Origin of the sequence: Streptococcus halichoeri, from assembly GCF_009870755.1 — a bacterium.
Lineage (GTDB): Bacteria > Bacillota > Bacilli > Lactobacillales > Streptococcaceae > Streptococcus > Streptococcus halichoeri.
The window spans coordinates 1-13,354 of sequence record NZ_WLZU01000037.1 but is presented as its reverse complement, the minus strand read 5'-3'; the positions used below and the strand labels follow the sequence as shown (position 1 = coordinate 13,354).

The following is a 13,354-nucleotide window of genomic DNA, read 5'->3' as shown; positions in this document are numbered from 1 at the left end:
TGATTTTGTGAGACCTCGTCGAAACCGGCGAGGTCTTTTAGGGGTGCTATCAAGAGCTAGGCACACGCAAGCCTCCAGTAAGTAGAGAGAAACTTTTTCGCCGGGCAAGAGCTGAATGTGATATAATGGAGAAGACTATGTCAAAGGAACATCCTAGGAATTAGAGTAAGGAGAAGTCATGAAAATTTCTGAAGAAGAAGTGCGTCACGTGGCTCATTTGTCCAAGTTACGCTTTTCAGATCACGAAACATCAGCATTTGCTTCAAGCTTGTCCAAAATTGTCGACATGATTGAACTCTTAAATGAAGTGGACACAGAAGGTGTCGCCGTGACGACAACCATGGCCGACCGCACAACTGTGATGCGTAAAGACGAGGCTCAAGCAGGTCCAGATCGCGCTGAGTTGTTTAAAAATGTCCCCGAGCAAGAAGATTATTACATCAAAGTCCCAGCCATTCTTGAAGACGGAGGAGATGCCTAATGTCATTTAATCACTATACGATTGATCAACTGCATGAACTCTTGGTCAATAAAGAATTGTCTGTCACCGAATTAACCAAGGCCACCTTAGAGGATATTCAGGCACGCGAAGAGCAGATTGACGCCTTTATCACCGTGTCAGAAAAAGCAGCCTTGGCCCAAGCAAAAGACCTAGATGCCAAAGGGATTGACCCAGATAATGTTATGGCGGGCATCCCCTTAGCTGTCAAGGATAATATTTCAACCAAGGGAATTTTAACCACCGCCGCATCCAAGATGCTCTACAACTATGAGCCGATTTTTGATGCGACAGCAGTCGAAAAGCTCTATAACAAGCAGATGATTGTTATTGGTAAAGCCAACCTGGACGAATTTGCCATGGGCGGCTCGACTGAAACCTCCTATTTCAAGAAAACAAAAAACGCCTGGGACCAAAGCAAGGTGCCGGGCGGCTCATCAGGTGGCTCAGCAGCAGCAGTTGCTGCTGGGCAAGTCCGCTTGTCACTGGGTTCAGATACCGGTGGCTCGATTCGCCAACCGGCTTCCTTTAATGGCATTGTCGGCATGAAACCAACCTATGGTCGGGTGTCGCGTTTTGGCCTTGTGGCCTTTGGCAGCTCGCTTGATCAGATCGGTCCCATGTCACCAACCGTCAAAGAAAACGCCCAGCTCTTGAATGTCATCGCAGGCCATGATAGCAAAGATGCCACCTCAGCAGACCAGCCTGCTTGCGACTTTACAGCTAAGCTCGGTCAAGACATCAAGGGCATGAAAATTGCCCTGCCTAAAGAATACCTGGGCCAAGGAATTGCCCCAGGGGTCAAAGCAACCATCCTAAAGGCCGCTCAGCAATTTGAAAAATTAGGCGCCATTGTCGAAGAAGTTAGCCTGCCGCATTCCAAGTACGGGGTTGCCGTCTACTACATCATCGCCTCCTCAGAAGCCTCCTCAAACCTCCAGCGTTTTGATGGTATTCGCTATGGCTACCGCACAGAACATTATCAAAACTTAGATGATATTTATGTCAATACCCGCTCAGAAGGCTTTGGCGATGAAGTGAAACGCCGGATCATGCTAGGAACCTTTAGCTTGTCATCTGGTTACTACGATGCGTATTACAAAAAAGCCGGCCAAGTCCGCACCTTAATCATTCAGGATTTTGCCAAAGTCTTTGCAGACTATGACCTCATCCTTGGCCCAACCGCACCAACCACCGCCTTTGCCCTTGAGTCGCTCAACCACGACCCAGTAGCTATGTACCTGGCTGACATCTTGACCATTCCGGTTAACCTAGCTGGTCTCCCTGGGATTTCCATCCCTGCTGGTTTTGATCAGGGTCTGCCCGTTGGCCTCCAACTCATCGGTCCCAAATACAGCGAAGCCACCCTTTATCAAGTAGCCGCTAGCTTTGAAGCCAGCACCGACTACCATAAGCAAAAGCCCATTATTTTTGGAGGAGCTCAGTAATGAATTTTGAAACGATTATCGGCCTTGAAGTTCACGTGGAATTAAACACCCAGTCCAAAATCTTCTCCCCGGCTTCAGCCCATTTTGGCAAAGAGCAAAATGCTAACACCAATGTCATTGACTGGTCCTTCCCAGGTGTGTTGCCAGTCATGAACAAAGGTGTTATTGATGCGGGAATCAAAGCTGCGCTGGCTCTCAATATGGACATCCACCAGACCATGCACTTTGACCGCAAGAATTATTTTTACCCTGATAATCCTAAAGCCTACCAAATCTCTCAATTTGATGAGCCCATAGGCTATGCGGGCTGGATTGACATCCAACTAGAAGATGGCAGCAGCAAAAAAATTCGCATTGAGCGGGCCCATCTAGAAGAAGATGCCGGCAAAAATACGCATGGCAGTGATGGCTACTCCTATGTCGATCTCAACCGCCAGGGAGTACCACTGATTGAGATTGTCTCAGAAGCAGATATGCGTTCGCCAGAAGAAGCCTATGCTTATCTCACCGCCCTTAAGGAAATTATCCAATACACCGGCATCTCCGATGTTAAGATGGAAGAAGGTTCCATGCGGGTCGATGCCAATATTTCGCTGCGCCCTTATGGCCAAGAAGCCTTTGGCACCAAGACCGAGCTCAAAAACCTCAATTCCTTCTCCAATGTTCGTAAAGGACTTGAGTTCGAAGTGGAACGTCAAGCTAAAATCTTGCGTTCAGGCGGCATCATTCGCCAAGAAACCCGTCGCTATGACGAGGCCAACAAAGCTACGATCTTGATGCGGGTCAAAGAAGGCGCTGCTGATTACCGTTACTTCCCAGAACCTGATCTTCCCATTTATCACATTGACGATGCTTGGATTGAGCAAATGCGTGCAGCTCTGCCTCAGTTCCCCGCCCAAAGACGTGCCAGATATGTCAGTGAGCTTGGCTTGTCCGACTATGATGCTGGGCAATTAACCGCGACCAAAGCCACATCAGATTTCTTTGAGCAAGCCGTGGCCCTAGGTGGCGATGCTAAGCAAATCTCCAACTGGTTGCAAGGTGAAGTGGCTCAATTCCTAAATAGCGAAGCTAAGTCTCTTGAGGCTATCAGCTTGACGCCGGCCAATCTGGTTGAGATGATCCAGCTCATCGATGATGGCACCATCTCTTCAAAAATTGCCAAGAAAGTTTTTGTGCATCTAGCTAAAAACGGCGGCTCAGCGGAAGCTTATGTCAAATCCGCTGGTTTGGTTCAAATTTCTGACCCTCAGGTCTTAATTCCCATTATTCATCAGGTTTTTGCCGATAATCCAGCAGCCGTGGCGGACTTTAAAGCTGGTAAACGTAATGCAGATAAGGCCTTCACTGGCTATCTGATGAAGGCGACCAAAGGCCAGGCCAACCCACAAGTGGCTCTCAAACTCCTAGCTCAGGAATTACAAGCATTACGAGACTAAAGTCGCCTTAAGCAAAAGAGCAAAGCTTAAGAATAGTTACAGTGAGCAGCGAGCGGCCCTGGTAGGCGCTTGCTGCTTTTAGTTGGCTAGGTTGGCTAGGTGGTGGGAATGAGCGAGGCAAAACGGCGCTCTGTAGGCTTTTAGCAACTGACAATAAAGAGAATCAGTCTAAGACATACGTGCCGCCCGCAGCCGAATTCGCCTCCTTTGGCCCTGTAGTGAGACCTAGCTATCTATGAATCTGACATGTCTTAAAAAGCAAAGCAAATCTTAAGGGCTAGCTCTTTTAAGGAATAAAGCTTTCAGAGGAGCTAGCGAATATGGTACAATAGACAACAGACCATAACTTGGAAGAAACACATAGTGAAAGGGAACATAAACAGTGAAACATAAGGGCACCATCCTCGTCTTGCTGGCCGGAACAGCTTGGGGCTTATCAGGTGTGGCCGGCCAATATCTCTTAAGCCAGAATATTAATGTGAACTTACTAACAGCGCTTCGCCTACTGATTTCTGGGCTCTTTTTGCTAGGACTTGCCATAGCCAGGCAAAAAGAACGCTTAAAAGCTATCTTGCAGCAAAAGAAAGCTGTGCTACAGTTGTTGCTCTTTAGTTTTTGTGGCTTGCTTTTGAACCAATATGCTTATTTAAATGCGATTAAGTTTACCAATGCCGGGACCGCTACCGTTTTACAGTACTTAAACCCGGTTTTGATCCTAGCTTTTGTCTCGCTGACTGAGAAGCGCTACCCCTCAATTGCTGAAAGCAGCTCTATTTTCCTTGCCCTTGTTGGGACGATAGTGATTGCAACCCATGGTAACCTCTCAGAACTTGCTGTCACACCTCAAGGTCTGGCATGGGGATTGATTTCGGCTGTGGCTGCGGCCCTCTATGTCTTGCTGCCTGTGCGGCTGATTCAAGACTGGGGTAGTCTCGTAGTCATTGGCCTTGCCATGGTCATTTCTGGTTCCACATTTACCCTTTTGACCAGGGCCTGGCATTATAAGCTAGCCTTAACACCTGGCAATAGTCTGGCCTTATTTGGCCTAGTTGTTATAGGAACGATTGTGGCCTATACCTTCTTTTTAGTAGGAACCAGCATGGTTGGCCCCATCAAGGCCACCCTCTTAGCCGCAATTGAGCCTATTGCCTCGGTCTTTTTGGCCTTTATCTTGCTAGGGCAGGAGTTTTTCTATCAGGATTTGCTTGGCATGCTTTTAATCCTTATTGCCGTCCTTCTCATTTCCATTCGTGACATCTATCTCTTGCGAAGGGAAAAGCGCTTTGCCACCAAAGATGAGATGTCTCATCGACCTAATAGCTCAAAAATGAACACATAATATAAAAAGGAGAAACACATGATTGGATCGTTAATTGTAGGTGCGATTATCGGCATGATCGCAGGAAAAATCACAGATCAGGGTAGCTCCATGGGTTGTTTAACCAATATTGCCGCCGGCCTTATTGGCTCAGCTCTTGGTCAAAAACTCTTTGGCTACTGGGGCCCGCACTTAGCTGGCATGGCGATCTTTCCTTCCATTCTTGGGGCAGCCATTGTCGTTGTGGTGGCATCTGCCTTACTGGGACGCAAATAAAAATCAAAATCAGACAGTATCTGAAAAAGAGAGTGCTGTTCTAAACCAAGCTTAATCCGAGCCTAAAGCCGTGATAGGCTTGACAACCTGACAAAAAATAGAAAAAAAGACCACTTGAGTGCTTGCGCTCAAGTGGTCTTTGCAACCTAGTGTGTCTTATCGGTTCTTAGGTGCCTACCATAAGTATAACCAAGCAATATGAAAAGCCAATGTCAGCTGAGTAACAAATCAGGCCTAAGGTAAAGAGCTTGTCATTGATTTGCAACCATTAGCCCCAAGCTGCTAAGTCCTAAACGGTAAAGCAAGGGATTTTGCATGCCCTTTTGTTTAATGCTATAATGGATAGAAGAAGAGGGAGGACACTATGACAAAAACCAGGCTTTATATTGCCCGCCACGGCAAAACAATGTTTAACACAATTGGTCGCGCACAAGGATGGAGTGATACACCCCTGACAAAAACCGGCGAAGAAGGTATCCGTGAACTTGGTCTAGGCCTAAAAGATGCCGCCATTCCCTTTCAAGCCGCCTTCTCCAGTGATTCTGGTCGTACCATGTTGACCATGGAGATTATTTTGCGGGAATCCGAGCAAGCTTTTATCCCCTATACACGTGACAAACGTATCCGGGAATGGTGTTTTGGTAGCCTAGATGGAGCCTATGATTCCGAATTATTCCTTGGTGTGCTCCCTAGGACCAAAGCCTTTCAAGGCCGCGACAACCTGCGAGATATCCCTTACTCAGAGTTAGCACAAAGCATTGTCGAAGTAGACACTGCCAACTGGGCTGAACCCTGGGAAGTGCTGCGCAAACGCATTTTAGACGGCTTTGAAGCGATTGCCTTGTCCATCCAAAATGCCGGCGGCGGCAATGCCATTGTCGTAAGCCATGGCATGACCATAGGGACCTTCTTATGGTTGATTGATCCTCAGCATGACAAACAATACATTGATAACGGCTCTGTTACTGTCGTTGACTATGAAGACGGCCAGTTTACCATCAAAGCCATCGGAGATATGAGCTATCGCTATCGAGGTCGCGAGATCATCGAAGCAACTGCCGCCCAGCAAACAACCAACCAGCCAGACTGAGGCTAAAAACTGGTGCGAGCCATCACCCCCTAGCTCTTACGAGGGGACCTATCCCCAAAAAATAAAAAACCAGCAGCTACCACGAAATAGTAGCCAGACTGACTCAAGGAGAAATAATGAGAAAACGCCTCAGCTTAGGATACTTTATCATACTGTTAGTGCTCTTTATGGGACTGATTCTCCTTCCCTTATGCTGGCACGCAAGCCCACCTAAGGCGCGACAATTGCAGCCTGTCCCCTACAGCCAGCAAGCCTTTCTTAAACGCCTAGCCAAAGAGCTAGGCCCCATCGCCAAAGCTTACGGCATCAAACCCTCAGTCTTACTGGCTCAAGCCGATCTTGAAAGCCAGCATGGCCAGACCTTATTGGCCGCCAAATACGCTAACCTTTATGCCCTCCCAGCCAAACCAGGCCAAGCCGCCATCGCCTTGACACCTAGTTCAGTTGCGCCTTTTTTGCAAAATAGCTCAGCAGCGCAAGCAATGACCCAAGGCCAAACCGTTCGCTACGCCCGCTACCTCAGCTGGGACCAGGCTGCGCGCGATTATTTGCAACGCCTGAAAGCAGGGGAATTAGCCGATACCGACTTATACACCCACTTAGCCACCCAAAAAGGCTATGTCAAACCCAGCCAAGCCCTGCAAAAATACCTCTATCCTCAAGATAAAAACAGGGCCCAAGCCATGATTCAGGTCATTGAGCAATACAACCTCACTCAGTATGATTAGAAAATTAGCACTCAGCAAAAGTGAGTGCTAATTTTTTAGTTTTTTCCCTTGACAAGCCGATAGAATAGCGTATAATGGAATCATAGATTAGCAGTCTATAGTAAAGAGTGCTAAATGAAAGAGGTGATTGGCTTGTGATTACACATCGGCAAAATGAAATCCTCAATATCATTATTGATTTATTCACCAAAACCCATGAGCCTGTTGGCTCAAAAGCCTTACAAGAGTCCATTGAAACCAGCAGTGCTACCATTCGTAATGACATGGCCAAGCTAGAAAAGCTAGGCCTGCTGCAAAAGGCCCACACATCCAGCGGTCGCATGCCAAGTGCGGCGGGCTTTAAATACTTCGTCGAACATTCCTTAGATTTAGAATGCATCGATGAAAGAGATGTCTATCATATGATTAAAGCTTTTGATTTTGAAGCCTACAAACTAGAGGATATTCTCTTAAAAGCCAGCCAGGTCTTAGCCAACATCACCGGCTATTCCGTTGCGATCTTGGATGTCGAGCCAGCCAGGCAAAAGCTAACAAGCTTTAACATCGTCCAATTATCCAGCCACGATGCCTTAGCCGTCTTGACCATGGATGAGTCAAAGCCACTGACAGTGCAATTTGCCATCCCGAGAAATTTCTTGGCCCGCGATTTTGAAAAAATCAAAGAAATCGTGGATGATCGGCTCATTAACCGTGACTTGATGGAGATCCATTACCGCCTGCGCACCGAGATTCCCCAAGTCTTACAAAAGTACTTTACCATTACGGATAACGTGCTAGACTTGTTTGATTATATCTTTAAGGAACTCTTCCAAGAAACCATCTTTGTCTCTGGCAAGGTCAATGCCTTGAATTTTGCCGGCTTAGACACCTATCAGTTTCTAGATAACCCAGCAGCGCTAGCCCTTAGCATCCGTGAGAGCATGTCTGAGGATGCCATGGCGACCGTCCAGGTCGCAAATGCCAAGGAGAAAGCCCTATCTCAGGTCAGTCTGTTGACCTATAAGTTCTTGATTCCTTACCGTGGCTATGGGCTCCTTAGTCTCATCGGTCCCATCGATATGGATTATCGCCGCAATGTCAGCTTGATCAATGTCGTTGGCCGGATCTTAGCCATTAAACTAAGAGATTACTACCGTTACCTAAACAGTAACCATTACGAAGTGCACTAACCCATCAAAAAAGAAAGAGGTGTTACCTTGTCCCAAAAACCCCAAGACCAAGAGCACAAAGATAAAGACCAGCAACCCACAGAAGATATGGTCACAGAGCCACCTGAAGAAATGGCAGAGCAAGAACCAAAAGACCAGCCGGATGCCGACCAACCATCAGAGTTAGAGGCAGCCACTGCGCGTGCAGAAGAATTTGAAAACAAATACCTGCGGGCGCACGCCGAAATGCAAAATATCCAGCGCCGCTCAAACGAAGAACGGCAAAACCTCCAGCGCTACCGCTCGCAGGATCTAGCAAAGAAAATCCTCCCAAGTCTTGATAACTTGGAGCGAGCTCTTGCCGTCGAAGGCCTCACGGACGATGTCAAAAAGGGCCTAGAGATGGTCCAAGAAAGCCTCATCCAAGCCCTCAAAGAAGAAGGCATCGAAGAAGTAGCAGTGGAAAACTTTGATCATAACCTGCACATGGCTGTCCAAACCCTGCCAGCAGACGAAGACCACCCAGCAGACACTATTGCGGAGGTTTTCCAAAAAGGCTACAAGCTCCATGAGCGCCTCTTAAGACCCGCCATGGTGGTGGTGTATAACTAAGATGCAAAGACCGTAAAAAAAGTGAGAAGAAAATAGGAAACTAACGCAGTGTGCTAGCACACAAGGCAGTTTATCTTTTTCGCGGCACTTTTAGGTCGTGCTCAGTTCAGCTAAGATGCAAAGACCGTAAAAAAAGTGAGAAGAAAATAGGAAACTAAGGCAGTGTGCCAGCACACAAGGCAGTTTATCTTTTTCGCGGCACTTTTAGGTCGTGCTCAGTTCAACTAAGATGCAAAGACCGTAAAAAAAGTGGAAAGAAAATAGGAAACAAAGGCAGTGTGCTAGCACACCCTGTCCGAAATGACAAAAAACTAGGTGTCAGTCAGAAATCGTTGATTTCGCTAACGCCCCCTCCGCAAGGCTGACTAGAATGTTCATAGCCGGTAAGGCATAGAAAGTTCAGTCAGCTACTGCGCAAGATGTTGATGAACAGCAAGCCCTAGGCTTGCAAGGCGATGTGTTCTGCTATAGCAACGAACAAAATGAGCCTATTTTAACACTACTTAAGAAGAGTGACATTACAACAAAAAAGAAAATAGCATAAAGAGGAAACAAACATGAGTAAAATTATCGGAATTGACTTAGGAACAACTAACTCAGCAGTCGCAGTTCTTGAAGGAACAGAAAGCAAGATTATTGCCAACCCAGAAGGCAACCGTACAACACCATCAGTAGTCTCATTTAAAAATGGTGAAATCATTGTCGGTGATGCAGCTAAACGCCAGGCTGTCACTAACCCAGAAACAGTTATTTCGATCAAATCAAAAATGGGAACATCTGAGAAAGTCTCAGCAAATGGCAAAGAATACACACCACAAGAAATCTCAGCCATGATCCTTCAATACTTGAAAGGCTATGCAGAAGACTACCTTGGCGAAAAAGTAACTAAGGCCGTTATCACTGTCCCTGCTTACTTTAACGACGCTCAACGCCAAGCTACCAAAGACGCTGGTAAAATTGCCGGACTTGAAGTCGAACGTATCGTCAACGAACCAACCGCAGCAGCTCTTGCTTATGGTATGGATAAAGTAGACAAAGACGAAAAAATCTTAGTCTTTGACCTTGGTGGTGGTACCTTTGACGTCTCTATCCTTGAACTTGGTGACGGTGTCTTTGACGTTCTTGCTACAGCAGGAGACAACAAACTCGGTGGTGACGACTTTGACCAAAAAATCATTGACTACCTTGTCGCTGAATTCAAAAAAGAACACGGCATTGACCTCTCCCAAGACAAAATGGCATTGCAACGCTTGAAAGACGCTGCTGAAAAAGCCAAAAAAGACTTGTCCGGTGTAACCCAAACCCAAATCAGCTTGCCATTTATCACAGCAGGAGCAGCAGGTCCCCTTCACTTAGAGATGAGCCTTTCACGTGCGAAATTCGATGACCTAACCCATGACCTTGTTGAGCGGACTAAAACACCAGTCCGCCGCGCCCTCTCAGATGCCGGACTTTCCCTTTCTGAAATTGACGAAGTCATCCTAGTTGGTGGATCAACACGTATCCCAGCCGTTGTCGAAGCCGTCAAAGCTGAAACCGGCAAAGAACCAAACAAATCCGTTAACCCTGACGAAGTCGTTGCTATGGGTGCTGCCATCCAAGGTGGAGTAATCACTGGCGATGTCAAGGATGTTGTCCTCCTAGACGTCACCCCATTATCTCTAGGGATTGAAACCATGGGCGGTGTCTTTACCAAATTAATTGACCGCAACACAACCATCCCAACCTCTAAATCACAAGTCTTCTCCACTGCAGCTGATAACCAACCAGCCGTTGACATCCATGTCCTCCAAGGTGAACGCCCAATGGCAGCTGATAACAAAACGCTGGGCCGTTTCCAATTGACCGACATCCCAGCAGCGCCTCGTGGTATTCCACAAATCGAAGTTACCTTTGACATTGACAAAAACGGTATCGTCTCTGTAAAAGCAAAAGACCTAGGTACCCAAAAAGAACAACACATCGTGATCAAGTCAAACGACGGCCTTTCTGAAGAAGAAATCGAACGCATGATGAAAGACGCCGAATCTAACGCCGAAGCTGATGCCAAACGTAAAGAAGAAGTTGATCTTAAAAACGAAGTCGATCAAGCTATCTTTGCGACTGAAAAAACCATCAAAGAAACCGAAGGCAAGGGCTTTGACACGGAACGTGATGCTGCCCAAACCGCTCTTGACGAGCTTAAAGCTGCCCAAGAATCAGGTAACCTTGATGAGATGAAAACAAAACTCGAAAGCTTAAATGAAAAAGCTCAGGAATTAGCTGTTAAAATGTACGAACAAGCTGCCGCAGCCCAACAAGCAGCAGGGGGCGCAGAAGGCGCACAAACCAGTGACTCAGCAAGCGATGACGGCGTTGTAGATGGTGAGTTCACAGAAAAGTAAGATGTGAGAGCGTAAAAGAACGACAGAAAAATAGGAACCTGACGATGACTGTTTACATTCAAGGAAAATTATCTTTTTTCCGAAGTTCTTAGCTCGAACTCCATTCAGCTGAATGACGTAGACACAAACAGAAGCAAGGTAGGTGAGAAGGCCAGTCAGCTCTCAAATCGAGTGCTGCCAATCGGACCTTCTCACACCCCACACTATGTAAAAATCCAGAGGTTGCAACCCAGCCTCTGTTTTTGCCTAGATACCCTTCTAAACTTATGGAAAGAACTGAACCCGCCCTAAATGCTGTGTGAAAAAGAGAAGCTGTCTAAAAAATCAAGATTTTTTGCCACCTTCCTATTTTCACGTTGCATTTTACGGGCTTGGTATCTTAGAAAGGAACTGAACCCGCCCTAAATGCTGTGTGAAAAAGAGAAGCTGTCTAAAAAATCAGGATTTTTTGCCATCTTCCTATTTTCACGTTGCATTATACGGGCTTGGTATCTTAATTATGAACAATACGGAATTCTATGATCGTCTGGGGGTTTCTAAGGATGCCTCTCAGGACGAGATTAAAAAAGCTTATCGTAAGATGTCTAAAAAGTATCACCCAGACATCAACAAGGAAGCTGGCGCTGAACAAAAGTATAAGGATGTTCAAGAAGCCTACGAAACACTAAGCGATAGTCAAAAGCGTGCTGCTTATGACCAGTATGGCTCAGCCGGGGCCCAAGGCCAAGGCGGCTTTGGCGGTGGTGGTTTTGGTGGCTTTGATGGCGGCGGTTTTGGCGGCTTTGAGGATATTTTCTCAAGCTTCTTTGGCGGTGGTGCAAGCCGCAACCCCAATGCCCCACGCCAAGGAGATGACCTGCAATACCGTGTCAACCTCTCCTTTGAAGAGGCTATCTTTGGTGCGGAAAAGGAAGTTAGCTACCACCGTGAGGCAACCTGCCACACCTGTGATGGCTCAGGTGCCAAACCAGGCACTAGCCCCATCACCTGTAGCCGCTGTCATGGCTCAGGCGTTATCTCGGTTGATACCCAAACCCCACTGGGGATGATGCATCGCCAGGTGACCTGTGATGTCTGCCATGGTACCGGCCAAGAAATCAAAGACCCTTGTCCTACCTGCCATGGCACTGGCCATGAAAAAGAAACCCATAAAGTCTCCGTCAAGATTCCAGCCGGAGTCGAAACGGGCCAACAAATCCGCTTACAAGGCCAAGGCGAAGCCGGCTTTAATGGCGGGCCTTATGGCGATCTTTTTGTCATCCTAAACGTCTTACCAAGCAAGCAGTTTGAGCGTAATGGCGCCACCATCTACTACACACTCAATGTCAGCTTTGTTCAAGCTGCCCTAGGTGCCACCGTTGACATCCCAACCGTGCATGGTCAGGTCGAAATGGCCATCCCAGCCGGTACCCAGACCGGCAAGACCTTCCGCCTCAAAGGCAAGGGCGCACCAAAATTACGTGGCGCCGGCCAAGGCGACCAGCATGTGACCGTCAACATTGTCACCCCAACTAAGTTAAACGACCGCCAAAAAGAAGCCTTACGAGCCTTTGCCCAAGCAAGTGGCGAAGACGTCACCAGCCCTAAGAAGAAAGGCTTCCTGGACAAAATGAAAGATGCCTTTGAAGACATGTAAGCCAAGCTCTAGCAAGAGGACCAGTAAACGGCCCTCTTTGTTTTTGTTTTAAAAAATTGAACCTTTAGATAGGGTGTTTTTAACAAAAACAGTCACAGATTCTGATACAAAAACCATAGAGGACAGCTTTTGTTTGATAAGGTCATAAAATAACAGAAAATACATCCCTGTGACCTTCAAATCATATTGCCATTCCCTTATAATACTCTGAGTGAAATGCTCATTAAGGAGAAGAATTTCTAATTTATAGGGAAGAAAGAGAGAAACACAATTGAAAAGCAAACCGAAAAGCCTCCATCGTCTGGTCTGCCGCTATGGTCTCACCTCAGCTGCAGCCCTTTTAGTAACCCTCGGGGGGGGGGTAAGCGTTAAGGCGGAAAATGATACTGGAAAAATTGAAGAGTATCTCAGCACTGTTCGTGATAAAGGTGATACCCTTCCTACGGTAAGTAAAGTGGTACAAGAAGGTAAGTTAGGAAAGTTTTTGGGAAATACTTATACTACGGATAGTATCTATGATTACTTAATGCAACTTGAAGAATTTTTAAAAACTTACTTTGGTGACACAAATAAGTTATACACAGAAATCGGCTTGGGTTTAAAAACAATTGAAAAGACACCTGGTCCCAAAGGTGACCGTGGTGAACCCGGTCCTGCCGGTGCTCGCGGTCCAGCTGGCCCACAAGGCCCGCGCGGCGATAAGGGTGAAACCGGCGAACGTGGACCAAAAGGCGAAGCTGGTCCAACAGGACCAATAGGTTGGCCAGGAGAACGCG

The 13,354-nt window shown here is 46.9% G+C and carries 11 protein-coding genes and 1 pseudogene; all 12 read left to right on the top strand.

Annotated elements, in window-relative coordinates; all coding sequences use genetic code 11:
* Positions 1 to 178: 178 nt before the first annotated feature.
* Complete coding sequence (gene gatC, locus GWD08_RS08070) at positions 179 to 481, top strand: Asp-tRNA(Asn)/Glu-tRNA(Gln) amidotransferase subunit GatC (RefSeq protein WP_159543153.1); 303 nt, start codon at positions 179 to 181, stop codon at positions 479 to 481.
* Entirely contained in the window at positions 481 to 1,947 is a 1,467-nt protein-coding gene (gene gatA / locus GWD08_RS08065; RefSeq protein ID WP_159565149.1) for an Asp-tRNA(Asn)/Glu-tRNA(Gln) amidotransferase subunit GatA, read from the top strand. The genes gatC and gatA overlap by 1 nt, the downstream gene beginning before the upstream one ends.
* Complete coding sequence (gene gatB, locus GWD08_RS08060; protein ID WP_159547713.1) at positions 1,947 to 3,386, top strand: Asp-tRNA(Asn)/Glu-tRNA(Gln) amidotransferase subunit GatB; 1,440 nt, start codon at positions 1,947 to 1,949, stop codon at positions 3,384 to 3,386. The genes gatA and gatB overlap by 1 nt, the downstream gene beginning before the upstream one ends.
* Positions 3,387 to 3,768: 382 nt before the next feature.
* Positions 3,769 to 4,725: a DMT family transporter gene (locus tag GWD08_RS08055; RefSeq protein ID WP_159565147.1), complete on the top strand. Its 957-nt coding sequence runs from the start codon at positions 3,769 to 3,771 to the stop codon at positions 4,723 to 4,725.
* Positions 4,726 to 4,743: 18 nt separating this feature from the next.
* Positions 4,744 to 4,980 (top strand): GlsB/YeaQ/YmgE family stress response membrane protein, encoded by a 237-nt coding sequence (locus GWD08_RS08050; protein WP_159543146.1) that lies wholly within the window; start codon positions 4,744 to 4,746, stop codon positions 4,978 to 4,980.
* A 364-nt stretch (positions 4,981 to 5,344) separates the two neighbouring features.
* Positions 5,345 to 6,070: a histidine phosphatase family protein gene (locus tag GWD08_RS08045; protein ID WP_159565145.1), complete on the top strand. Its 726-nt coding sequence runs from the start codon at positions 5,345 to 5,347 to the stop codon at positions 6,068 to 6,070.
* Between the two features lie 116 nt (positions 6,071 to 6,186).
* Positions 6,187 to 6,798, top strand: coding sequence for a glucosaminidase domain-containing protein (locus tag GWD08_RS08040; protein WP_159547716.1), 612 nt, complete (start codon positions 6,187 to 6,189; stop codon positions 6,796 to 6,798).
* A gap of 134 nt (positions 6,799 to 6,932) precedes the next feature.
* Positions 6,933 to 7,967, top strand: coding sequence for a heat-inducible transcriptional repressor HrcA (gene hrcA / locus GWD08_RS08035; RefSeq protein ID WP_159543140.1), 1,035 nt, complete (start codon positions 6,933 to 6,935; stop codon positions 7,965 to 7,967).
* 27 nt (positions 7,968 to 7,994) lie between these two features.
* The gene (gene grpE / locus GWD08_RS08030; protein WP_159565143.1) at positions 7,995 to 8,558 is read left to right on the top strand and encodes a nucleotide exchange factor GrpE; all 564 of its coding nucleotides are present in this window, start codon (positions 7,995 to 7,997) and stop codon (positions 8,556 to 8,558) included.
* 557 nt (positions 8,559 to 9,115) lie between these two features.
* Positions 9,116 to 10,942 (top strand): molecular chaperone DnaK, encoded by a 1,827-nt coding sequence (gene dnaK, locus GWD08_RS08025; protein WP_159565141.1) that lies wholly within the window; start codon positions 9,116 to 9,118, stop codon positions 10,940 to 10,942.
* A 499-nt stretch (positions 10,943 to 11,441) separates the two neighbouring features.
* Positions 11,442 to 12,578 (top strand): molecular chaperone DnaJ, encoded by a 1,137-nt coding sequence (gene dnaJ, locus GWD08_RS08020; protein WP_159565139.1) that lies wholly within the window; start codon positions 11,442 to 11,444, stop codon positions 12,576 to 12,578.
* Between the two features lie 271 nt (positions 12,579 to 12,849).
* A pseudogene (locus tag GWD08_RS08865) lies at positions 12,850 to 13,354 on the top strand (hypothetical protein); the annotation flags it as partial.